The 23,875-nt window shown below is 47.9% G+C and carries 10 protein-coding genes, 3 tRNA genes and 7 rRNA genes; 11 read left to right on the top strand and 9 right to left on the bottom strand.

Features of this window, described 5'->3' with window-relative positions; genetic code table 11:
• Nucleotides 1–472: 472 nt before the first annotated feature.
• The 10 genes from AC0VXX_RS15815 to rrf (AC0VXX_RS15770) all read left to right on the top strand — a co-directional run bounded on the left by AC0VXX_RS15815 (nucleotide 473) and on the right by rrf (AC0VXX_RS15770) (nucleotide 13,110).
• Nucleotides 473–2,016: ribosomal RNA gene (locus AC0VXX_RS15815) — 16S ribosomal RNA — on the top strand.
• Between the two features lie 205 nt (nucleotides 2,017–2,221).
• A tRNA-Ile gene (locus AC0VXX_RS15810) sits at nucleotides 2,222–2,298 on the top strand.
• Nucleotides 2,299–2,431: 133 nt separating this feature from the next.
• Nucleotides 2,432–2,507, top strand: a tRNA-Ala gene (locus AC0VXX_RS15805).
• Nucleotides 2,508–2,846: 339 nt separating this feature from the next.
• Nucleotides 2,847–5,740 (top strand): 23S ribosomal RNA (locus tag AC0VXX_RS15800).
• A gap of 105 nt (nucleotides 5,741–5,845) precedes the next feature.
• Nucleotides 5,846–5,961, top strand: a 5S ribosomal RNA gene (gene rrf / locus AC0VXX_RS15795).
• Nucleotides 5,962–6,047: 86 nt separating this feature from the next.
• Nucleotides 6,048–6,123 (top strand) — tRNA-Thr (locus AC0VXX_RS15790).
• 44 nt (nucleotides 6,124–6,167) lie between these two features.
• A 5S ribosomal RNA gene (gene rrf / locus AC0VXX_RS15785) occupies nucleotides 6,168–6,283 on the top strand.
• A gap of 1,816 nt (nucleotides 6,284–8,099) precedes the next feature.
• Nucleotides 8,100–9,644: ribosomal RNA gene (locus AC0VXX_RS15780) — 16S ribosomal RNA — on the top strand.
• A 351-nt stretch (nucleotides 9,645–9,995) separates the two neighbouring features.
• Nucleotides 9,996–12,889 (top strand): 23S ribosomal RNA (locus AC0VXX_RS15775).
• A gap of 105 nt (nucleotides 12,890–12,994) precedes the next feature.
• Nucleotides 12,995–13,110: ribosomal RNA gene (gene rrf / locus AC0VXX_RS15770) — 5S ribosomal RNA — on the top strand.
• Together the 16S, 23S and 5S rRNA genes with 3 tRNA genes alongside form the textbook arrangement of a ribosomal RNA operon.
• Before the next feature lie 716 nt (nucleotides 13,111–13,826).
• Here the strand turns inward: rrf (AC0VXX_RS15770) and mutT are convergent.
• From mutT to nadC, 9 genes are all read right to left on the bottom strand, one after another.
• Complete coding sequence (mutT, locus tag AC0VXX_RS15765; protein WP_475515039.1) at nucleotides 13,827–14,216, bottom strand: 8-oxo-dGTP diphosphatase MutT; 390 nt, start codon at nucleotides 14,214–14,216, stop codon at nucleotides 13,827–13,829.
• A gap of 3 nt (nucleotides 14,217–14,219) precedes the next feature.
• Complete coding sequence (yacG, locus tag AC0VXX_RS15760; RefSeq protein WP_119978225.1) at nucleotides 14,220–14,432, bottom strand: DNA gyrase inhibitor YacG; 213 nt, start codon at nucleotides 14,430–14,432, stop codon at nucleotides 14,220–14,222.
• Nucleotides 14,433–14,529: 97 nt separating this feature from the next.
• On the bottom strand, nucleotides 14,530–15,264 hold the full coding sequence (zapD, locus tag AC0VXX_RS15755; RefSeq protein WP_475515038.1) for a cell division protein ZapD: 735 nt from the start codon (nucleotides 15,262–15,264) through the stop codon (nucleotides 14,530–14,532).
• A gap of 7 nt (nucleotides 15,265–15,271) precedes the next feature.
• A complete protein-coding gene (gene coaE / locus AC0VXX_RS15750) occupies nucleotides 15,272–15,877 on the bottom strand; it encodes a dephospho-CoA kinase (protein ID WP_475515037.1) in 606 nt (201 codons plus the stop codon).
• A 48-nt stretch (nucleotides 15,878–15,925) separates the two neighbouring features.
• A complete protein-coding gene (locus tag AC0VXX_RS15745; RefSeq protein ID WP_475515036.1) occupies nucleotides 15,926–16,837 on the bottom strand; it encodes a prepilin peptidase in 912 nt (303 codons plus the stop codon).
• A 142-nt stretch (nucleotides 16,838–16,979) separates the two neighbouring features.
• Entirely contained in the window at nucleotides 16,980–18,257 is a 1,278-nt protein-coding gene (locus AC0VXX_RS15740; protein ID WP_475515035.1) for a type II secretion system F family protein, read from the bottom strand.
• A 94-nt stretch (nucleotides 18,258–18,351) separates the two neighbouring features.
• Entirely contained in the window at nucleotides 18,352–20,061 is a 1,710-nt protein-coding gene (pilB, locus tag AC0VXX_RS15735) for a type IV-A pilus assembly ATPase PilB (protein ID WP_475515034.1), read from the bottom strand.
• Nucleotides 20,062–20,077: 16 nt separating this feature from the next.
• On the bottom strand, nucleotides 20,078–20,509 hold the full coding sequence (locus AC0VXX_RS15730) for a pilin (protein ID WP_475517055.1): 432 nt from the start codon (nucleotides 20,507–20,509) through the stop codon (nucleotides 20,078–20,080).
• Nucleotides 20,510–21,937: 1,428 nt separating this feature from the next.
• Nucleotides 21,938–22,819 carry a carboxylating nicotinate-nucleotide diphosphorylase gene (nadC, locus tag AC0VXX_RS15725; protein ID WP_475515033.1) on the bottom strand — a complete coding sequence of 294 codons (882 nt, stop codon included), beginning with the start codon at nucleotides 22,817–22,819 and terminating at the stop codon, nucleotides 21,938–21,940.
• 479 nt (nucleotides 22,820–23,298) lie between these two features.
• Here nadC and ampD point away from each other — a divergent pair, with 479 nt between their 5' ends.
• Nucleotides 23,299–23,853: a 1,6-anhydro-N-acetylmuramyl-L-alanine amidase AmpD gene (gene ampD, locus AC0VXX_RS15720; protein ID WP_475515032.1), complete on the top strand. Its 555-nt coding sequence runs from the start codon at nucleotides 23,299–23,301 to the stop codon at nucleotides 23,851–23,853.
• The last annotated feature ends 22 nt before the right edge of the window (nucleotides 23,854–23,875 follow it).

Genomic DNA, 23,875 nt, shown 5'->3' with positions numbered 1-23,875 from the left:
CACTTTTCTTCAAAAACAGCTTGCGCCCCCAAGATAACTCCCTATAATGCGCAACCACTGACACGGCGAAGCTCGCAGAGATAAGTCGTAAAGCACTAAGTAACTTGGTTAAACACCTAGCTTACAGGGTGGTCAGGCACTGAAAAGTGCCGCATCAAAAAGTTTTTAAAAACTGCTTGACGCGAACCAAGGATTGCGTAGAATACGCAGCCCTAGCCACTTGGAACTACCAAGATGTGCTAACGCTCTTTAACAATTTATCAAGTAATCTGTGTGGACACTCACAGGTGTTGAGTTAATCGAAATTGCCTAACTTTCGGGTTGGCAATCAAAGAATTAAATCAACCAATTCTTTCACTTTCTCTCACGAGAGGTGATGAGTGTTCATAGCAATATGTACAAAGAATTAATCGCAAGATTAGTTCGAACAGAATTCGTTGAGCCGTTTGACGTAAGTCAAACAACAAAACTTTAATTGAAGAGTTTGATCATGGCTCAGATTGAACGCTGGCGGCAGGCCTAACACATGCAAGTCGAGCGGTAACAGGAAGAAAGCTTGCTTTCTTTGCTGACGAGCGGCGGACGGGTGAGTAATGCCTAGGGAACTGCCCAGTCGAGGGGGATAACAGTTGGAAACGACTGCTAATACCGCATACGCCCTACGGGGGAAAAGAGGGGACCTTCGGGCCTTCTGCGATTGGATGTACCTAGGTGGGATTAGCTAGTTGGTGAGGTAATGGCTCACCAAGGCGACGATCCCTAGCTGTTCTGAGAGGATGATCAGCCACACTGGGACTGAGACACGGCCCAGACTCCTACGGGAGGCAGCAGTGGGGAATATTGCACAATGGGCGCAAGCCTGATGCAGCCATGCCGCGTGTGTGAAGAAGGCCTTCGGGTTGTAAAGCACTTTCAGCGAGGAGGAAAGCTTAAGCGTTAATAGCGTTTAGGTGTGACGTTACTCGCAGAAGAAGGACCGGCTAACTTCGTGCCAGCAGCCGCGGTAATACGAGGGTCCAAGCGTTAATCGGAATTACTGGGCGTAAAGCGTACGCAGGCGGTTTGTTAAGCGAGATGTGAAAGCCCCGGGCTCAACCTGGGAATTGCATTTCGAACTGGCAAACTAGAGTCTTGTAGAGGGGGGTAGAATTTCAGGTGTAGCGGTGAAATGCGTAGAGATCTGAAGGAATACCGGTGGCGAAGGCGGCCCCCTGGACAAAGACTGACGCTCAGGTACGAAAGCGTGGGGAGCAAACAGGATTAGATACCCTGGTAGTCCACGCCGTAAACGATGTCTACTCGGAATTTGGTGCCTTGAGCACTGGGTTCCCAAGCTAACGCATTAAGTAGACCGCCTGGGGAGTACGGCCGCAAGGTTAAAACTCAAATGAATTGACGGGGGCCCGCACAAGCGGTGGAGCATGTGGTTTAATTCGATGCAACGCGAAGAACCTTACCTACTCTTGACATCCAGAGAATTCGCTAGAGATAGCTTAGTGCCTTCGGGAACTCTGAGACAGGTGCTGCATGGCTGTCGTCAGCTCGTGTTGTGAAATGTTGGGTTAAGTCCCGCAACGAGCGCAACCCTTATCCTTATTTGCCAGCACGTAATGGTGGGAACTTTAGGGAGACTGCCGGTGATAAACCGGAGGAAGGTGGGGACGACGTCAAGTCATCATGGCCCTTACGAGTAGGGCTACACACGTGCTACAATGGCAAGTACAGAGGGTTGCAAAGCCGCGAGGTGGAGCTAATCTCACAAAGCTTGTCGTAGTCCGGATTGGAGTCTGCAACTCGACTCCATGAAGTCGGAATCGCTAGTAATCGTGGATCAGAATGCCACGGTGAATACGTTCCCGGGCCTTGTACACACCGCCCGTCACACCATGGGAGTGGGCTGCACCAGAAGTAGATAGCTTAACCTTCGGGAGGGCGTTTACCACGGTGTGGTTCATGACTGGGGTGAAGTCGTAACAAGGTAGCCCTAGGGGAACCTGGGGCTGGATCACCTCCTTACCTATACGACTAACTTAATGTTTGTTGAGTGTTCACACAGATTACTTGATAGAAAGAAAGAGCAAAAATATACGTGTCTATTTAGACGACGTTAATTTGTTTCAAGTCAAGGCGCTTGAGGAGAGAAAGAGGGAGTGTAGTTCGCTACATGACTGATTGAACGACGAAAGCAACGCTGAATTGAAGCAAAGAAACAAGTATAAATGGGTCTGTAGCTCAGCTGGTTAGAGCGCACCCCTGATAAGGGTGAGGTCGGTGGTTCAAGTCCACTCTGACCCACCAAAATCTTCGTGTTACTGCGTTATGTAGTTCGTCGTTTAGCAGGCTAAACGTCCTCTCTACATGCCTTGTATCACTCGATTTGGTAATGACTTAGCAATAAGTAACGTATGTTTTTGTTTGACTGCATGTAAATGGGGCTATAGCTCAGCTGGGAGAGCGCCTGCCTTGCACGCAGGAGGTCTGCGGTTCGATCCCGCATAGCTCCACCATTTACTTGCACATGGATAGAGATGCCAAAGATAAATGCAAAATTTATCTTTGGCTTTTTTAAGCCCGCTCTTTAAAAATTTGGAAAGCTGATAGTGTTAATGTGAAAGGGATAGTGACGTACTTGTACGTGATTGTTTGTAGCATTGACGCGAAAATTAAAATTGAGTTCTCAAACACTTAAATCAAGTGCCGAATCATTACCTTTAGTTAGGATGATGATTCATGAGTATTCTTTTGGCGAAAGTAAACACCATTAGTTGCGATACAGCCATCAAGCTTACCCGCTTGATAGGATGTGTTTTGTAAACATTAGTTTGTGAAACTCATTTGGGTTGTATGGTTAAGTGACTAAGCGTATACGGTGGATGCCTTGGCAGTCAGAGGCGATGAAGGACGTAGTAACTTGCGAAAAGCGTTGGCGAGCTAGTAACAAGCATTTGAGCTAACGATGTCCGAATGGGGAAACCCACATGCATAAGCATGTATCACAACATGAATACATAGTGTTGTGAGGCGAACCCGGGGAACTGAAACATCTAAGTACCCGGAGGAAAAGAAATCAACCGAGATTCCCCTAGTAGCGGCGAGCGAACGGGGATTAGCCCTTAAGCGTAGAGGGTGTTAGTGGAATGTGTTGGAAAGCACAGCGGCACAGGGTGATAGCCCCGTACATGAAAACTAACTTTACGTGAAAACGAGTAGGACGGGACACGTGACATCTTGTCTGAACATGGGGGGACCATCCTCCAAGGCTAAATACTCCTGACTGACCGATAGTGAACCAGTACCGTGAGGGAAAGGCGAAAAGAACCCCTGTGAGGGGAGTGAAATAGAACCTGAAACCGTATACGTACAAGCAGTGGGAGCGGTTCTTGAGACCGTGACTGCGTACCTTTTGTATAATGGGTCAGCGACTTACATTTTGTAGCGAGGTTAAGCGAATAGCGGAGCCGTAGGGAAACCGAGTGTTAACTGCGCGTTTAGTTGCAAGGTGTAGACCCGAAACCCGGTGATCTAGCCATGGGCAGGTTGAAGGTTGAGTAACATCAACTGGAGGACCGAACACACGTATGTTGAAAAATGCGGTGATGACTTGTGGCTGGGGGTGAAAGGCCAATCAAACCGGGAGATATCTGGTTCTCCTCGAAAGCTATTTAGGTAGCGCCTCGAGCGAATACCATTGGGGGTAGAGCACTGTTAAGGCTAGGGGGTCATCCCGACTTACCAACCCTTTGCAAACTCCGAATACCAATGAGTACTACTCGGGAGACACACGGCGGGTGCTAACGTCCGTCGTGAAAAGGGAAACAACCCAGACCATCAGCTAAGGTCCCAAAGTTATTGCTAAGTGGGAAACGATGTGGGAAGGCTTAGACAGCTAGGATGTTGGCTTAGAAGCAGCCATCATTTAAAGAAAGCGTAATAGCTCACTAGTCGAGTCGGCCTGCGCGGAAGATTTAACGGGGCTAAGCAATACACCGAAGCTATGGGTACTAGCGCTTGCGCTAGTGCGGTAGAGGAGCGTTCTGTAAGCCGTTGAAGGTGAAGGGGTAACCCACGCTGGAGGTATCAGAAGTGCGAATGCTGACATGAGTAACGATAATGGGGGTGAAAAACCCCCACGCCGAAAGACCAAGGGTTCCTGTCCAATGTTAATCAGGGCAGGGTGAGTCGACCCCTAAGGCGAGGCCGAAAGGCGTAGTCGATGGGAAACAGGTTAATATTCCTGTACTTCTGCTAACTGCGATGGAGAGACGGAGAAGGCTAGGCTAGCGCGGCGTTGGTTGTCCGCGTTTAAGACTGTAGGTGGTGCACTTAGGCAAATCCGGGTGCACATACACTGAGAGTTGATGACGAGGTTCTACGGAACTGAAGTAGTTGATGCCATGCTTCCAGGAAAATCTTCTAAGCTTCAGGTTAGCAGGAATCGTACCCCAAACCGACACAGGTGGTTGGGTAGAGAATACCAAGGCGCTTGAGAGAACTCGGCTGAAGGAACTAGGCAAAATGGTACCGTAACTTCGGGAGAAGGTACGCTCCTGTTGGTGATGAGACTTGCTCTCTAAGCTGACGGGAGTCGCAGATACCAGGTGGCTGCAACTGTTTATCAAAAACACAGCACTGTGCAAACTCGCAAGAGGAAGTATACGGTGTGACGCCTGCCCGGTGCCGGAAGGTTAATTGATTGGGTTATCTTCGGAGAAGCTCATGATCGAAGCCCCGGTAAACGGCGGCCGTAACTATAACGGTCCTAAGGTAGCGAAATTCCTTGTCGGGTAAGTTCCGACCTGCACGAATGGCGTAATGATGGCCACGCTGTCTCCAGCCGAGACTCAGTGAAGTTGAAATTGCGGTGAAGATGCCGTATACCCGCGGCTAGACGGAAAGACCCCGTGAACCTTTACTATAGCTTGGCACTGAACATTGACCCTACATGTGTAGGATAGGTGGGAGACTTTGAAGCAGGAACGCCAGTTCTTGTGGAGTCAACCTTGAAATACCACCCTTGTAGTGTTGATGTTCTAACTCTGGCCCCTGAATCGGGGTTGAGGACAGTGCCTGGTGGGTAGTTTGACTGGGGCGGTCTCCTCCCAAAGAGTAACGGAGGAGCACGAAGGTTGGCTAAGTACGGTCGGACATCGTACGGTTAGTGCAATGGCATAAGCCAGCTTAACTGCGAGACATACACGTCGAGCAGGTGCGAAAGCAGGTCATAGTGATCCGGTGGTTCTGAATGGAAGGGCCATCGCTCAACGGATAAAAGGTACTCCGGGGATAACAGGCTGATACCGCCCAAGAGTTCATATCGACGGCGGTGTTTGGCACCTCGATGTCGGCTCATCACATCCTGGGGCTGAAGTCGGTCCCAAGGGTATGGCTGTTCGCCATTTAAAGTGGTACGCGAGCTGGGTTCAGAACGTCGTGAGACAGTTCGGTCCCTATCTGCCGTGGGCGTTGGATGATTGAAGGGAGCTGCTCCTAGTACGAGAGGACCGGAGTGGACGAACCGCTGGTGTTCGGGTTGTCATGCCAATGGCATTGCCCGGTAGCTACGTTCGGAATCGATAACCGCTGAAAGCATCTAAGCGGGAAGCGAGCCCTAAGATGAGTCATCCCTAGGACTTTAAGTCCTCTAAAGGGCCGTAGGAGACTACTACGTTGATAGGCAAGGTGTGTAAGCGTTGTGAGGCGTTGAGCTAACTTGTACTAATGACCCGTGAGGCTTAACCATACAACCCAAAAGGGTTTCCAGTTAATGGTTAACTTTAGCGAAAGAATACAGACACTTGATTTAGTGTACTCAAATTTAAAACAGCTTTCTAAATTTCCAAATTTGTCTGGAAACCATAGCATTGTGGTACCACCTGATCCCATCCCGAACTCAGAAGTGAAACGCAATCGCGCCGATGGTAGTGTGGGGTCTCCCCATGTGAGAGTAGGTCATTTCCAGACGCCTAATTTGTTTTCGATATGAAAATGAAATAGTTAAGTGAAAGATGCAATTTTATGTAAGACATCTGATTCACGTAGAGTTTTGTGCTGATATGGCTCAGTCGGTAGAGCGCATCCTTGGTAAGGATGAGGTCCCCAGTTCGATTCTGGGTATCAGCACCATTATTTAGATATTGAGTTTAAATACACAGTATCAACAAAATTTGTCTGGAAACCATAGCATTGTGGTACCACCTGATCCCATCCCGAACTCAGAAGTGAAACGCAATCGCGCCGATGGTAGTGTGGGGTCTCCCCATGTGAGAGTAGGTCATTTCCAGACGCCTAATAAACGATAAATCCTCAGCACTTCGTGTTGGGGATTTTTTCGTTTAACCGTTTTTGAAATGACCACTCGAACATGGGGAAGTAAATAGTCCGAACGTAGTGAGGCTCAAACCCATGTAGAGTAGGGTGAAGCGTCTGCGCTTATCAAGCGCAGCTTGATGCTGGAGCTGAACGCGGAGAGCTAGCTCGAAGCTGACCATGACAGACGCCTATTTTACTCGTAAAGAGTAGTAGAGAAGCCACCTGAATAAGGTGGCTTTTTTGCGTTTGGGGATGTGTAAGATGTTTAACTCTCCGCCTCGAACTAAGCATGAATCACTACCCCTAGGTCGGTCGATAGCAGCTCCTCGGTAACAACTGCATGCGTTACGTTACTTCCTATATCCTTATCGTCGTTCAATATCGACACTTCCGCCATCAGTGATGGTCGCCACCTGGCTGAGCTTGATCAGAAACTACATCCATGCGTTTATGACATTGCTCACATCCATGTGAGTCAACGCGAAGAGGTTACTCGTAGCCTGCCATTTCCAGATACCTAATTATTTTCGAAAGAGATTCGAAAAAGCCCTAGCAAATCTCGAATGGAAAGAAGTGGCTAGGGCTTTATTGTTTTTATACTTACCTACATTGCTTAAGACAATTACAGGTGGCTGCTGACTCTATTTCGAACAGAAATATCAGTGTTCTACATCAGATATTTGCTCAAATCTGTTAGCAAAATTTTAGAATACCTTACTAGATAAGGAACTCTGGTTAAGACACTGCCAACACTGTGCAATTAAGGTTTAGTTATGCTGGGTAGGGCGGAAGCTTGAGCAATGAGAAATGATTAAAGGGCTGGAGTCGCCTTATATGCCAGTAAGTACGTCTGTACTGACAAGTGAGTCACGTCCAGTTGGGCGATGCTTGTGAAATCTGCCTAAAGTGAAGTGCTATTAGCGAAGTGTCATTGCTGCATTATTTATAAAGGAATGTTATGGCTTCACTTTATTTTGTACATGTTCGTACAGCACCGATAAGTAACTATATTTAAGCTGCTGCTGTTTTAAATACCTTCGTTAGCCCGTAAAGGTTTAGACCATAGGGGAATTATGTAATTTTGTTGTTCCAAGCGAACCTTATTCGCTGTGATAGTTTCGTCGTGAAGCAGTGATAAGTTTGATTAGTTTATGCGTTAGGTTGTTATTTTGTGGGTAAGTCTGTGCATAACCAGTGTGGTCTATGTGCTTAAGTGAGGTATAAAAACTAATTGCTTTTTTAGTGAAAAAAGCCCTTGCGCCCATCCGAGAACTGCCTATAATGCGCATCCACTGACACGGCACAGCAGGCCAACTACCTAGGTAGTACAGGACTTGCAGCGGTGTTAGCGAGTTAAACTCTTCGGAGATTTAATTCAGGTGATAAGCGCTTTTAAGGGCTTCGCTTGATGGCTTCTGTTTAAGAAATCATCGCTTGGAAAACTTCTTAAAATAAGCACTTGACGCCAACAACGGGACGTGTAGAATACGCATCCCTAAGCCAACGACCTAGCGTCAACGGCGGCTAACTTAACGCATTAATTGCTCTGATGTTAGCAACGCTCTTTAACAAGATGGAACAAGAAATCTGTGTGGACACTCACAGGTGTTGAGTTAATCGAAATTGCCTAACCTTCGGGTTGGCAATCAAAGAATTAAATCAACCAATTCTTTCACTTTCTCTCACGAGAGGTGATGAGTGTTCATAGCAATATGTACAAAGAATTAATCGCAAGATTAGTTCGAACAGAATTCGTTGAGCCGTTTGACGTAAGTCAAACAACAAAACTTTAATTGAAGAGTTTGATCATGGCTCAGATTGAACGCTGGCGGCAGGCCTAACACATGCAAGTCGAGCGGTAACAGGAAGAAAGCTTGCTTTCTTTGCTGACGAGCGGCGGACGGGTGAGTAATGCCTAGGGAACTGCCCAGTCGAGGGGGATAACAGTTGGAAACGACTGCTAATACCGCATACGCCCTACGGGGGAAAAGAGGGGACCTTCGGGCCTTCTGCGATTGGATGTACCTAGGTGGGATTAGCTAGTTGGTGAGGTAATGGCTCACCAAGGCGACGATCCCTAGCTGTTCTGAGAGGATGATCAGCCACACTGGGACTGAGACACGGCCCAGACTCCTACGGGAGGCAGCAGTGGGGAATATTGCACAATGGGCGCAAGCCTGATGCAGCCATGCCGCGTGTGTGAAGAAGGCCTTCGGGTTGTAAAGCACTTTCAGCGAGGAGGAAAGCTTAAGCGTTAATAGCGTTTAGGTGTGACGTTACTCGCAGAAGAAGGACCGGCTAACTTCGTGCCAGCAGCCGCGGTAATACGAGGGGTCCAAGCGTTAATCGGAATTACTGGGCGTAAAGCGTACGCAGGCGGTTTGTTAAGCGAGATGTGAAAGCCCCGGGCTCAACCTGGGAATTGCATTTCGAACTGGCAGACTAGAGTCTTGTAGAGGGGGGTAGAATTTCAGGTGTAGCGGTGAAATGCGTAGAGATCTGAAGGAATACCGGTGGCGAAGGCGGCCCCCTGGACAAAGACTGACGCTCAGGTACGAAAGCGTGGGGAGCAAACAGGATTAGATACCCTGGTAGTCCACGCCGTAAACGATGTCTACTCGGAATTTGGTGTCTTGAACACTGGGTTCCCAAGCTAACGCATTAAGTAGACCGCCTGGGGAGTACGGCCGCAAGGTTAAAACTCAAATGAATTGACGGGGGCCCGCACAAGCGGTGGAGCATGTGGTTTAATTCGATGCAACGCGAAGAACCTTACCTACTCTTGACATCCAGAGAATTCGCTAGAGATAGCTTAGTGCCTTCGGGAGCTCTGAGACAGGTGCTGCATGGCTGTCGTCAGCTCGTGTTGTGAAATGTTGGGTTAAGTCCCGCAACGAGCGCAACCCTTATCCTTATTTGCCAGCACGTAATGGTGGGAACTTTAGGGAGACTGCCGGTGATAAACCGGAGGAAGGTGGGGACGACGTCAAGTCATCATGGCCCTTACGAGTAGGGCTACACACGTGCTACAATGGCAAGTACAGAGGGTTGCAAAGCCGCGAGGTGGAGCTAATCTCACAAAGCTTGTCGTAGTCCGGATTGGAGTCTGCAACTCGACTCCATGAAGTCGGAATCGCTAGTAATCGTGGATCAGAATGCCACGGTGAATACGTTCCCGGGCCTTGTACACACCGCCCGTCACACCATGGGAGTGGGCTGCACCAGAAGTAGATAGCTTAACCTTCGGGAGGGCGTTTACCACGGTGTGGTTCATGACTGGGGTGAAGTCGTAACAAGGTAGCCCTAGGGGAACCTGGGGCTGGATCACCTCCTTACCTATACGACTAACTTAATGTTTGTTGAGTGTTCACACAGATAACTTGTTCTTGTTAGAGCAGGTGGCACGTCTTAACGGCGATGCTTGTTCTTTAAAAATTTGGAAAGCTGATAGTGTTAATGTGAAAGGGATAATGACGTACTTGTACGTGGTTATTTGTAGCATTGACGCGAAAATTAAAATTGAGTTCTCAAACACTTAAATCAAGTGCCGAATTATTGTAATGATGATTCATGAGTATTCTTTTGGCGAAAGTAAACACCATTAGTTGCGATACAGCCATCAAGCTTACCCGCTTGATAGGATGTGTTTTGTAAACATTAGTTTGTGAAACTCATTTGGGTTGTATGGTTAAGTGACTAAGCGTATACGGTGGATGCCTTGGCAGTCAGAGGCGATGAAGGACGTAGTAACTTGCGAAAAGCGTTGGCGAGCTAGTAACAAGCATTTGAGCTAACGATGTCCGAATGGGGAAACCCACATGCATAAGCATGTATCACAACATGAATACATAGTGTTGTGAGGCGAACCCGGGGAACTGAAACATCTAAGTACCCGGAGGAAAAGAAATCAACCGAGATTCCCCTAGTAGCGGCGAGCGAACGGGGATTAGCCCTTAAGCGTAGAGGGTGTTAGTGGAATGTGTTGGAAAGCACAGCGGCACAGGGTGATAGCCCCGTACATGAAAACTAACTTTACGTGAAAACGAGTAGGACGGGACACGTGACATCTTGTCTGAACATGGGGGGACCATCCTCCAAGGCTAAATACTCCTGACTGACCGATAGTGAACCAGTACCGTGAGGGAAAGGCGAAAAGAACCCCTGTGAGGGGAGTGAAATAGAACCTGAAACCGTATACGTACAAGCAGTGGGAGCGGTTCTTGAGACCGTGACTGCGTACCTTTTGTATAATGGGTCAGCGACTTACATTTTGTAGCGAGGTTAAGCGAATAGCGGAGCCGTAGGGAAACCGAGTGTTAACTGCGCGTTTAGTTGCAAGGTGTAGACCCGAAACCCGGTGATCTAGCCATGGGCAGGTTGAAGGTTGAGTAACATCAACTGGAGGACCGAACACACGTATGTTGAAAAATGCGGTGATGACTTGTGGCTGGGGGTGAAAGGCCAATCAAACCGGGAGATATCTGGTTCTCCTCGAAAGCTATTTAGGTAGCGCCTCGAGCGAATACCATTGGGGGTAGAGCACTGTTAAGGCTAGGGGGTCATCCCGACTTACCAACCCTTTGCAAACTCCGAATACCAATGAGTACTACTCGGGAGACACACGGCGGGTGCTAACGTCCGTCGTGAAAAGGGAAACAACCCAGACCATCAGCTAAGGTCCCAAAGTTATTGCTAAGTGGGAAACGATGTGGGAAGGCTTAGACAGCTAGGATGTTGGCTTAGAAGCAGCCATCATTTAAAGAAAGCGTAATAGCTCACTAGTCGAGTCGGCCTGCGCGGAAGATTTAACGGGGCTAAGCAATACACCGAAGCTATGGGTACTAGCGCTTGCGCTAGTGCGGTAGAGGAGCGTTCTGTAAGCCGTTGAAGGTGAAGGGGTAACCCACGCTGGAGGTATCAGAAGTGCGAATGCTGACATGAGTAACGATAATGGGGGTGAAAAACCCCCACGCCGAAAGACCAAGGGTTCCTGTCCAATGTTAATCAGGGCAGGGTGAGTCGACCCCTAAGGCGAGGCCGAAAGGCGTAGTCGATGGGAAACAGGTTAATATTCCTGTACTTCTGCTAACTGCGATGGAGAGACGGAGAAGGCTAGGCTAGCGCGGCGTTGGTTGTCCGCGTTTAAGGCTGTAGGTGGTGCACTTAGGCAAATCCGGGTGCACATACACTGAGAGTTGACGACGAGGTTCTACGGAACTGAAGTAGTTGATGCCATGCTTCCAGGAAAATCTTCTAAGCTTCAGGTTAGCAGGAATCGTACCCCAAACCGACACAGGTGGTTGGGTAGAGAATACCAAGGCGCTTGAGAGAACTCGGCTGAAGGAACTAGGCAAAATGGTACCGTAACTTCGGGAGAAGGTACGCTCCTGTTGGTGATGAGACTTGCTCTCTAAGCTGACGGGAGTCGCAGATACCAGGTGGCTGCAACTGTTTATCAAAAACACAGCACTGTGCAAACTCGCAAGAGGAAGTATACGGTGTGACGCCTGCCCGGTGCCGGAAGGTTAATTGATTGGGTTATCTTCGGAGAAGCTCATGATCGAAGCCCCGGTAAACGGCGGCCGTAACTATAACGGTCCTAAGGTAGCGAAATTCCTTGTCGGGTAAGTTCCGACCTGCACGAATGGCGTAATGATGGCCACGCTGTCTCCAGCCGAGACTCAGTGAAGTTGAAATTGCGGTGAAGATGCCGTATACCCGCGGCTAGACGGAAAGACCCCGTGAACCTTTACTATAGCTTGGCACTGAACATTGACCCTACATGTGTAGGATAGGTGGGAGACTTTGAAGCAGGAACGCCAGTTCTTGTGGAGTCAACCTTGAAATACCACCCTTGTAGTGTTGATGTTCTAACTCTGGCCCCTGAATCGGGGTTGAGGACAGTGCCTGGTGGGTAGTTTGACTGGGGCGGTCTCCTCCCAAAGAGTAACGGAGGAGCACGAAGGTTGGCTAAGTACGGTCGGACATCGTACGGTTAGTGCAATGGCATAAGCCAGCTTAACTGCGAGACATACACGTCGAGCAGGTGCGAAAGCAGGTCATAGTGATCCGGTGGTTCTGAATGGAAGGGCCATCGCTCAACGGATAAAAGGTACTCCGGGGATAACAGGCTGATACCGCCCAAGAGTTCATATCGACGGCGGTGTTTGGCACCTCGATGTCGGCTCATCACATCCTGGGGCTGAAGTCGGTCCCAAGGGTATGGCTGTTCGCCATTTAAAGTGGTACGCGAGCTGGGTTCAGAACGTCGTGAGACAGTTCGGTCCCTATCTGCCGTGGGCGTTGGATGATTGAAGGGAGCTGCTCCTAGTACGAGAGGACCGGAGTGGACGAACCGCTGGTGTTCGGGTTGTCATGCCAATGGCATTGCCCGGTAGCTACGTTCGGAATCGATAACCGCTGAAAGCATCTAAGCGGGAAGCGAGCCCTAAGATGAGTCATCCCTAGGACTTTAAGTCCTCTAAAGGGCCGTAGGAGACTACTACGTTGATAGGCAAGGTGTGTAAGCGTTGTGAGGCGTTGAGCTAACTTGTACTAATGACCCGTGAGGCTTAACCATACAACCCAAAAGGGTTTCCAGTTAATGGTTAACTTTAGCGAAAGAATACAGACACTTGATTTAGTGTACTCAAATTTAAAACAGCTTTCTAAATTTCCAAATTTGTCTGGAAACCATAGCATTGTGGTACCACCTGATCCCATCCCGAACTCAGAAGTGAAACGCAATCGCGCCGATGGTAGTGTGGGGTCTCCCCATGTGAGAGTAGGTCATTTCCAGACGCCTATTTAAGTCGAAAAGCCACCTGCATAAGGTGGCTTTTTTGCGTTTGGGTTTTATAAGTTTTCAGCGTTGCTTTCCATAGCAAATTTCAATGTAGGCAGGTGGTTTTTCCACTTAAGCACGTACGTGCAATGCCTACCCCGATGTCGACCCGCCGCTGAGCGGGCTCCCCCGCTACGAAGGCAAGCTTCTCCGCGTTCAAGCAAGCCTGAATACTGCGTATTCAAAACAGCTTACTTTCACCCCCATGTGAGAGTAGGTCATTTCCAGACGCCTAATACGATAAAGCCCGTTGCTAATGCAACGGGCTTTTTTCGTTTTAGCCTGGAGATAACCACTCGAACATGGGGAAATAAAAAGTCCGAACGTAGTGAGGCTCAAACCCATGTAGAGTAGGGTGAAGCGTCTGCGCTTATCAAGCGCAGCTTGATGCTGGCGCTGAACGCGGAGAGCTAGCTCGAAGCTGACCATAACAGACGCCACTTTGGTTTTCACTTTTTAGAAAAGTGAAGGCAAAACAGTAACGATAAATCCCCAGCACTGCGTGTTGGGGATTTTTTCGTTTAACTGCTTTGCAATAATCATTCGAATATGAGGCTATAAGTAGCTTCAATTCATGTGATGGGTAGTGAATAGCTCATGCATTTACTGCACTCTCTACATCCACGTAGGGGCTTTGAAAAGTCCAATATCTATGGATATTGGACTGATAGGGCTATAAAGAGAGGAGTTTATCTATGATTGGTGCATTAGCAGCGGGAAAGTCGTAGTGCTGTAACTTATGTAAGTCTGCCCACTCCACTTTTTGTCCCTCAAGGCCTCTAGGCTCTCCAGAGAAGGTTTTCACTATATGGATATCGAGTAGGACTTGTTTGTCGGGATAATCGTGAGCAATTGTCATTAGAGGCGTTGTATCGCTAACTGTGATGTTGACCTCTTCTTGCAACTCTCTGATTAGTGCTTGTGATGTTGTTTCATTGTTTTCAACTTTACCACCTGGAAACTCCCATTTTCCACCTTGATGAAGGTGGTTTGGGCGTTTAGCTAGCAGTACTTGGTTAGCGGCATTCATGACAACACCAACGGCGACATGTACTCGTTTCATCGGTTAGTTGTCCTTGAAAAAATCTGCTTCATCATACCCGAGTGCATCTAAGGATTCGGCATCGAACTCAGGTTTCACTGGAATGGCGTGCTTCTCTGATGCCCAGTCGCCAAGATCAATAAGCTTACAGCGTTCGCTGCAGAAAGGTTTGAATTTAGATGTTGCAGTCCATTCTACTTGGGCTTTGCAGGTTGGGCAGTTTACTACAGTTGGCATAAAAGCTCCCATTGACGCTTTGGTGATTTATACCAAGCGAATTAATAAGTCGATCGCTTAATTAATTGGATTGGCATTAAGCCCAATGGTAATCAGTTTAGCGACAGGTTGCCAACATAAAGTCGATGGTTTGGTCTGAATGTTTTTGTTGCTCAAAGCCGACGAAGTGGATGGCGTAACGATTGCGGTTACCGCTAATGGTGGGGTAACAGCCTTGTGCAGCGTCAAGTTTCACTCTAATCAATGATAGGGCTTGGTCGCTACTGCCTTGATAGAAACCTGCTGCGGCGGTTTCATCGGTGTAATGAGTGGTTTGGCGAGTTAATTCAAGTAGCAGTTTGATGGGGGTGAGTAAGCAGTCGAAGTGTGCTATCCAGGCTCTATATTCTTGCTGACGGGTTTCGAAGGGTTTTGCTAACCAAAAATGCAGTTGGGGTAAGTCAAAATTGCAACAGGCGCCGGGCATGCCAAATCGTTGTCTCAGTGCGGATAAGAAGCGGTCTTGTTTGAGTATTTGTCCGGGACGTTGACAGTGGATTAAGCATTTTCTGGCATCTTGCAATTTATCGATAAAGTCTGTGAGCTGTTGTTTATCGATCTCATTTTGATTTTGCCACTGTTTTAAGTGTTGCAGCTGTTTATCGATATCTTTGATGATTTCACCGCGATAGTCACAACGCTCAGTGAGTTCACACAAGGAAAACAGCGGATAAAAGCATCGGTGTTGATGATCTTGATCTAGATTGCTTTGCAGCTGATTGGCAAGATATTCGAGCCGCAAATAACTGCGGGTCTTCTCATTCAGTGGCTGTTCATAGATCAATTCATTCATGACAGTATCAAGTGTGACCGGCTAGTGTTAGGTATTTATTATGTAATACAGCTACCTTGCCTTTTAATGCTGATATCGTTCCTTGATTGTCGATGACATCATCAGCTTTTGACAGTTTCTCGGCTCTACTGGCCTGACTGTTTATTATATTTTGGACTTGTTCTGCACTGACCGCATCACGCTCGATGGTTCGCTTGGTTTGTAGTTCAGGCGAAATATCAACCACTAAAGTGCAATTGACTAAGCTATCTAAACCATTCTCAAATAGCAAGGGCACAACTAAAATAGCGTAGGGTGAGTCGGCTTTTTCTAATTGCGACAGCATTTCTGCCCTAATGAGTGGATGCAAAAGGGCATTAAGCCATTCACGTTCGGCTGTATTACTAAAAATACGTTGCCTTAATGCTGCTCGGTTAAGCTCGCCATTATCGAGTAAGATGGTTTCGCCAAAGTGTTCGACTATTTTGGCTAATCCTTCACTGCCTTTGGCAACCACTTCTCGGCTGACGATGTCGGCATCAACCAAGGTGATACCTAACTCGGCAAACAGGTTGGCCACGGTAGTTTTTCCACTGCCAATTCCCCCTGTTAATCCGACAACAAAATTTGACATGGCTGGCTCTTAAATTCTCAAAGTAGTGTTATAGACAAAGATAGAGGGCTATAGGGTCGCTAAATAAGCGTTGACTATCTGCTCGCCCCATAACATGGCTATCCATCCTGCGATGGCGATATAAGGGCCAAACGGAATAGGGTTACCCGAGTTGATTTTCTTATTGACGATCATCGCGATGCCGACCACAGCCCCGACAACCGATGATAACAATATGATTAAAGGCAGCATCTGCCAACCTAACCAGGCACCAAAAACGGCGAGTAGTTTAAAGTCGCCGTAGCCCATGCCTTCCTTGCCTGTGAGTAATTTAAAGCCCCAAAAGACGCTCCACAGGCTCAAATAACCCGCAGCGGCACCAATAATGGCGTCAGTGCTTGTGGCAAAGGTACCGTTGAGGTTAATGAGTAAACCTAGCCAGAGTAGCGGTAAGGTGATTTGATCTGGCAGTAGCATTTCGTCGAGATCGATAAAGGTCAGTGCCAGTAGGGCGAAGGTGAGCAATGTTGCCAAGGCAAATTGCCAGGTGGGACCAAAATGCAGGGCTAAATACGCTACTGCAACGCCGGTTATCGCTTCAATTATCGGATAGCGAGGTGAAATCGGCATGCTGCAACTGGCGCAGCGGCCTCTAAGCATTAACCAACCCACTATGGGTAAGTTATGCCAAGGTTTGATCGCGGTGTTGCACTTGGGGCAACCCGAGCCAGGGACAATCAAATTGTATTTGGCTGGAAAGGCATCGATAGGCGCACCGAGTTTATCGGCGATAGGGGCAATCAGGGGCTGATGATATTCTTTGAGGTATTGGTTGCACTCTTGCTGCCACTCGCGTTTCATCATCACAGGTAAACGGTGGATCACCACGTTGAGAAAGCTGCCAATAGTGGCAGCAAAGACAAAACTGATGGCGGCAAACAGCCAAGGGTGCTGCGCCATTAAATTGATAAATTGAGTCATTATTATTCTTATCTGCTTAATGCTAAATAGTTACTAAAAATGGTATCTTCTATGTCAAGTTGTCAGTCAATAGCTTATTTAACCAATAGCTTATGTAAATAATGGCTTTAAATGCTATTTATTAACGCACTTCATTCAAGGGTTAGCCTACCACATTACCCATTTCGAAGATGGGTAAATACATGCCGACAATCAAGCCACCCACCACGGTACCTATCACTACCATCATAACGGGCTCGATAAGGCTAGATAAACCATCGACGGCATCATCTACCTGCATTTCGTAGATATTAGCCACCTTATTAAGCATCTCATCGAGGCCGCCAGACTCTTCACCAATCATCACCATCTGGGTCAGCATATCGGGAAATAGGCCGGTAGTGCGCATGGCAACGTTCATCTGCATGCCTGACATCACTTCTTGGCGCACATTCAACAGGGCTTTGCGATAGACATAGTTGCCCGATGCGCCGGCGGCCGACTCTAAGCCATCGATCAATGGCACACCGGCGGCAAAGGTGGTAGCTAAGGTTCTGGCAAAACGCGCCATGGCGCCTTTATGCAAAATATTGCCGATGGCTGGAATTTTTAATACTGCTTCATCGACGCGGTTACGAAAGGATTCAGAGGTTAAGTGGGCGCGTTTGAATGCCCATACCCCTATAATGATGGCGATGACAAAGAAATACCATGAGCCTTGCAGCCAACGAGACAGGCCAATAATTAATTGGGTAAAGGCTGGCAGCTCGGCGCCAAAACCATTAAAGATCTCTTCAAACTGGGGCACCACAAAGAGTAGTAGCAAAGAGGTGACCAAAATTGCCACTATCACTACGGCGGCCGGATAAAACATGGCTTTTTTGATTTTAGACTTGAGCGCCTCGGCTTTTTCGCGGTACGTGGCGATTCTGTCAAACACCGCATCGAGAGAGCCTGAGTGCTCGCCCGCGGCCACAAGGTCGACATACAGATCGTCGAAATATTTGCGGTGGGGTCTGAGTGAGTCCGACAGCGGGATACCCGATTGCACATCGCCGACTATGGTGGCGAGCAGTTCACGCATCTTAGGTTTTTCATGGCCGCGGCCGAGCATCTCCAAGGTGGTCACAATGGGCACGCCGGCGGCCAACATAGTGGCAATCTGGCGGGTCATCATGGCGATATCCATGGCGGTGATCTTAGGGTCGCGCTTAAATAGCGATTCGGCTTTTTTCTTAACGACTTTGGGGTTTACCCCTTGGGATTTTAACTGGGCTTTGATTTCGGCAGCCGAGGTGCCGCGCAGCTCGCCACCGGTTTTTTTACCATCGCGATTGGTGCCTTTCCACTCAAAAGTGACGACCTTTGGCTGCGCCTTGGCCGCTTTGCTCTTTTTGCTTTTCGATAGGCTTTTTGACTTGGCAAGTGATGCGCTGGCCATGGTGTGTCCTTAACTCGTAAGTATTTAGTATTGAGCTGTATGTATTAAGTTGTAAATCTTAGGCTGTAAGTCGCCAATCACTTATTGTTTTAGGCTAGAAGCTGGTCACACGGTTAATTTCGGCAATGCTGGTGACGCCGGCAATCACCTTGCGCAGGCCAGAACCGCGCAGGTCACGCATGCCTTGCTCCTTGGCTTGGGTGGCAATTTGCAATGAATTACCGCCTTCCATGATGGTGCGGGCTATTTCATCTGACATCTTCATCACTTCATAAATACCGACGCGGCCTTTATAGCCACCAGAGCAGAGGTCGCACCCCACTGGCTTATACACGGTAAAGCCCTCATCGATTTGCAGTTGGGTGAAGCCGAGCCTTAACAGCTCATCTTCTGGCACCTCTTCTGGCTCGCGGCACTCGGTGCATAGGCGTCTGGCAAGGCGCTGGGCAATAATTAAGTTGACCGAGCTGGCGATGTTATAACCGGGCACGCCCATATTGATCAAACGGGTTAAGGTTTCGGCCGCCGAGTTCGTGTGCAGGGTCGAGAGCACTAAGTGGCCGGTTTGCGCCGCCTTGATGGCGATTTCGGCGGTTTCGAGATCGCGAATTTCCCCCACCATCACCACGTCAGGGTCTTGGCGTAAAAATGAGCGCAGCGCCGAGGCGAAGGTGAGGCCTGCTTTTAAGTTAATGTGAACCTGATTAACGCCCTCTAAGTTTATTTCGACTGGATCTTCGGCGGTGGAGATATTGCGCTCTTCGGTGTTGAGAATATTCAGCCCGGTATAGAGAGAGACGGTTTTGCCCGAGCCTGTAGGGCCGGTGACCAAGATCATCCCTTGGGGTTTAGCCAGCATCTGCTCATACAGCTCGCGCTGATCGTCTTCATAGCCGAGCTTTTCGATGCCGAGCTGCGCCGAGGATGAGTCTAAGATACGCATTACGATTTTTTCGCCCCAGATGGTGGGCAGGGTGCTCACCCGAAAATCGATAGATTTAGTGCGCGACAGCTTCATCTTGATGCGGCCATCTTGTGGCACGCGGCGCTCGGCAATATCAAGCTTTGACATTACCTTTAGCCGCGCGGAGATGCGGCCAGAGAGATTCACCGGTGGCTCGGAGACTTGATGCAATATGCCATCGACCCGAAAGCGGATGCGGTAGCGCTTCTCGTAAGGCTCAAAGTGTAAGTCCGACGCCCCTTTACGGATGGCATCGGTCAAAATTTTATTGATATAGATAACAATCGGGGCATCGTCACTGGTGTCCCCTGTCGGCTCATCATGGCGCTTGTCGGTATCGGTAATTTCGATACCTGAGAGGGAGTCGGCATCTATGCCGTCTAAATCCAGCGCCGAGATATCCTCTTCGAGCACCTTTTCCAGCGCTTTGGTGAGTTTATCATCTTCGACTAATATCGCCTCGGCGTGCAGGCCGGCGCTAAACTGAAAATCCTCAAGGGCAGCAATATTGGTGGGATCTGAGGTACCAATATAGAGGCGGTTACCGCGCTTAAACAGCGGCAGGCAGCGGTGTTTCTCTATGAGTTTACGATTGAGAAAGTCTTCGGGGATGCTGCTTAGGTCGAATTCATTAAGGTCTAGTAGCGGCGTGCCATATTCTTCATAACAGAGCTCGGCAATCTCACGGGCTGATAAAAGCTTACTGGTCACTAGGGTGGTGACCAGAGCTTGCTTGGTTTTTTGAGACTGCTTGACGGCCTCCGCAAGGCTGCTCTCATTGAGCAGCCCTTTACGGATAAATAGCGTTGATAATCCTAGATGGAGGCCTGAGGTTGGCATTATACGTGTCGGAGTGTTATTTAAACTGCTTACACCATCCATTTGTTAAACAACTGGGGGTTGTAGTAGATGTTGCTGTCCAAACTAGAACTTTAGTAGTTGTGTCTGGGACCGGTGTAGCAACTAGGTTCACCGAGTCAATTCCTGCAACTGCGGTTGCAGTAATCACCCCATCAACAATTGTCATTGTGTCCAAATTACCATAAGTACCAGTTGCGACTGTTGCGGGGATGCCTCTGTAGCCCGCATCACAATTGGCTAGAGCTCCCTCTTCTTGATAACAAAGTTCTACGGCTGTACGAGCAGCACCAACAGCCGTCACAACTTCTGAAAACTTAGATTTCTTAGTGTAATCTTGATAAGCAGGCAGTGCGATGGCTGCTAGAATACCGATGATCGCGACTACGATCATCAATTCGATTAGGGTGAAACCCTTAGCGTTGTTCATTTGTTTGTTCAATTGGATACCTTTCATTGTTACGCTCTCCGTCGGACGATAATGTTATCTTATTGTTTACTATTTCGTTTACTATTTCGTTTACTATTTTTTACCTAAAAACGAGTTAGCCACTAAAGAGTAACTACCTAATTTAGGTAATTGGCTTATCAATTGCCATTAACTTGAGGATTTAGCAGCGATGATGCTGGTGTTATCCTAGGTTAATGTAGTGCATTAATAAGTTGTACAACATTGTTGGTGTACTGTATGTCGTTTGGGCAAGTTTATCAGTTTCAACCTCAGTTTAACCCTCAGTTTAAACCTCAGTTTCAACCACCACCTTCTAGCCACTCTTTAACTCTTTTTTAGCTATTTTTTAGCTGAAATTTGCCAGCGGGCAATGTAACACCTTGGTTTCAAAAATAAAGATAAATGTTAATTAATTTAACTCATCTTATCTTTTTGTTTAGCCTGTTTTGGTGGCGCATACCCTGCAATACTAGCTCATTTTCGCCATATTAATACTTTCGACTGAGTATTTAGTCTAGCTTGGTGGTGAGGTGACCAAAATGGCCGTCTCACCTGCTGTCAAAGTTAGTACAAAGTTAACTGAAATGGAACTACCAATGACAACAAAGTACTAATTTAGCGATAAATTTGTCTAATGCTTGGGTGTTTTTGTAAAAACAGTTCTAACATATTTTTGTCGCTGTCTAAATAAATGGCACATTTCTTCAGTTAGTCAAAAAAATGTTGTTTGTTAAGTGAGCAGACCAGTTGTGACCTTGGACCTTTTAGCCAAATTATTGTCAGTCGTAAGTTTTATATGGATTGATCTTGTTTACTCATTTATAGGTAGTTGCTGTGGTTTTGGGTCGCGATAACTGGCTTGAGTGATTTAGCCTTGATTGTATGTTGGAACTCACGTTAAAAGTAACTTGGCATTATCTTTTTTGTTACAAACCGGTGGTGGTATCACGGCTCTGAGAATGTAATTAGCGCTTGTAACTTTGGTTTGTAATTAGGGCTCATAACTTTGGTTTGTAATTAGGGCTTGCCATTAGGGCTCGTAATAGAGCTTGTGATTAGGCTGGCTTTAGTCGTCAGTCGTACAGCATCGACTGTCTCTTTTGATTTATTTTCTGGTTTATCTTTTGGCTTATCTTTTAGCTTAGCTAGCGCAGTTTATTGATCACCTCAGATTGATTAGCGCGCGAGCTATGTCGACTGCACGAGCGTGTGAATTGATGTCTATTTAAGATCGAGTTCGCAGGCTTATTAAAGGTGGCGCCGCGATACTCAGGTGGTTGTGATTAAGCCGAGCCGCTGGTGATGCGGCTCGATAAGTCAGATAGATGAGGTGCTAGCGTATGGCCTTGAGCGTCACCTCATGCTTATGGCGTAAGACTGATGACCTTTAGGGCGAGTCGGTTGGGGCTAATCTTTCAGCCTTAACGATAGGTCGAGCGCTTTAAGGTGTTTGGTGAGCGCGCCGACTGAGATGTAGTCGACACCTGTGCTGGCAAAGTCGCCGATGGTGTCTAAAGTGACGTTGCCAGATACCTCAAGCTTAGCGCGCTGGGCCTCAGGGTAGCGGTTATTAAGCTCGACTGCCTGTAACATCATGGTGACGTCGAAATTGTCCAGCATCACAATATCGCTTTGGGCGTCTAAGGCTTGGGTTAACTCGTCGAGACTTTCGACCTCAACCTCGACCAATTTATCGCTGGCCAGTTGACGAGCGGCGTTAATGGCCTTAGCGATTGAGCCGCAGGCCATGATGTGATTTTCTTTGATTAAAAAGGCATCGAATAACCCGATACGATGGTTTTGTCCGCCACCGCAGGTGACCGCGTATTTTTGGGCGGTGCGCAGCCCTGGGATGGTTTTGCGAGTGTCGAGTAGTTTACAGTGAGAGCCTGCGATCCTATCGACATAATGTTTTGTTAGGGTGGCCACGCCCGATAATGTTTGGATAAAGTTCATGGCGGTGCGCTCACCGGTTAAAATGGCGCGCGCCGGGCCGGACAGTTCACACAATACTTGGTTGGGGACGAGTAGATCGCCGTCGTCGACATGCCAATGGAGGGCGACTTCGCTGCCGAGCTGATTAAAGACTTGCTCTGCCCATGCCTTACCGCAAAAGACTCCCTCTTCACGGGTGATGAGGGTGGCCTGTGCATAGCGATCGCTTGGGATCAGTTGGGCGGTAATATCGGCGCTGAGTTTTTCTTGGGCACTCAAATTGCTGTCGGCTTGGTAGCCTAAATCTTCTTCGAGGGCGATTTTAACCGCGAGTCTTATATCATTTTCCAACATGTTTCTGTCCTCTGTGAGTAGCAGTCTCTCGTGGCGGTTAGCGACCTGTGGTTAATTATCCCGTTTGTGGAGACATTAAGAGTGGCGTAAATGCCTTATGGCGTTGTGCCCGTATTAGCTGCTAGCACTGGTGTTTTGTACCGGGATGATAGCAAATCTGAATCTGAAAAAGCAGCGTAAATTGTAGATTGAATTACCGCCCTTATATAGCAAAGCGGTTGTAATCAGTGATAAGTGTTAGTCACTGTGGGTATGGCGATGATTGTTGATGAGGTTTTATCGATTCACTCCGCCTTAACTGGCGGGGCGAGACAAATGCAGGTAAAGTGGATTTCGCGCTTTTTTTTGCTATTTTAGGCGGGTGAATTCGCAGCTATTGGCTTTTAAACTCAGTGATTAATGTTAACAATAGCTGGCATAGAGCCATACACCTATTTAGACAATATAGAGATAGGCAAGTTGGCCGCATTCGAGGCAAGATGAGTAAACTAACAATGCAAGATGATGGCTGGGTCAGCCATGCAAGGCGCTGTGTATCGCCACACTTTAATCCGCGCCCTCATGGCGAGGTGAGTTTATTGGTGATCCACAACATTAGCTTACCGGCGGGGCAATTTGGTTTGCCTTATATTGACCAGCTGTTTCAAGGCTGCATCGATGTTAGCGCTGACGACAGCTTTTGTGAGTTAGCCCAATTAACGGTATCGGCCCATTTTTTAATTCGTCGCGATGGGGAATTAGTGCAGTATGTCAGCTGTGATGACAGAGCCTGGCATGCGGGCGTGTCGTGCTATGAGGGGCGCGAAGGGTGTAATGATTTTGCCATTGGGATTGAGTTAGAAGGCACAGATGATATTGCTTATACCGATGCCCAATATGCAACATTACAACAATTAACCTTAGCGTTGTTTGACGCCTACCCTATGCTCAATGGCGAGCGAATAGTAGGACACTGTGATATAGCGCCTGGGCGTAAAACCGACCCAGGAGCGAGTTTTGACTGGTCTAGGTATAAAAAGGGTTTACTCGGGTAAGCCGGTAAGCCGATTGATTGGC

Source organism: Shewanella sp. QJM3NY_23, assembly GCF_056173105.1.
The sequence above is the reverse complement of the archived record's forward strand: the minus strand, read 5'-3'. Positions and strand labels throughout refer to the sequence as shown.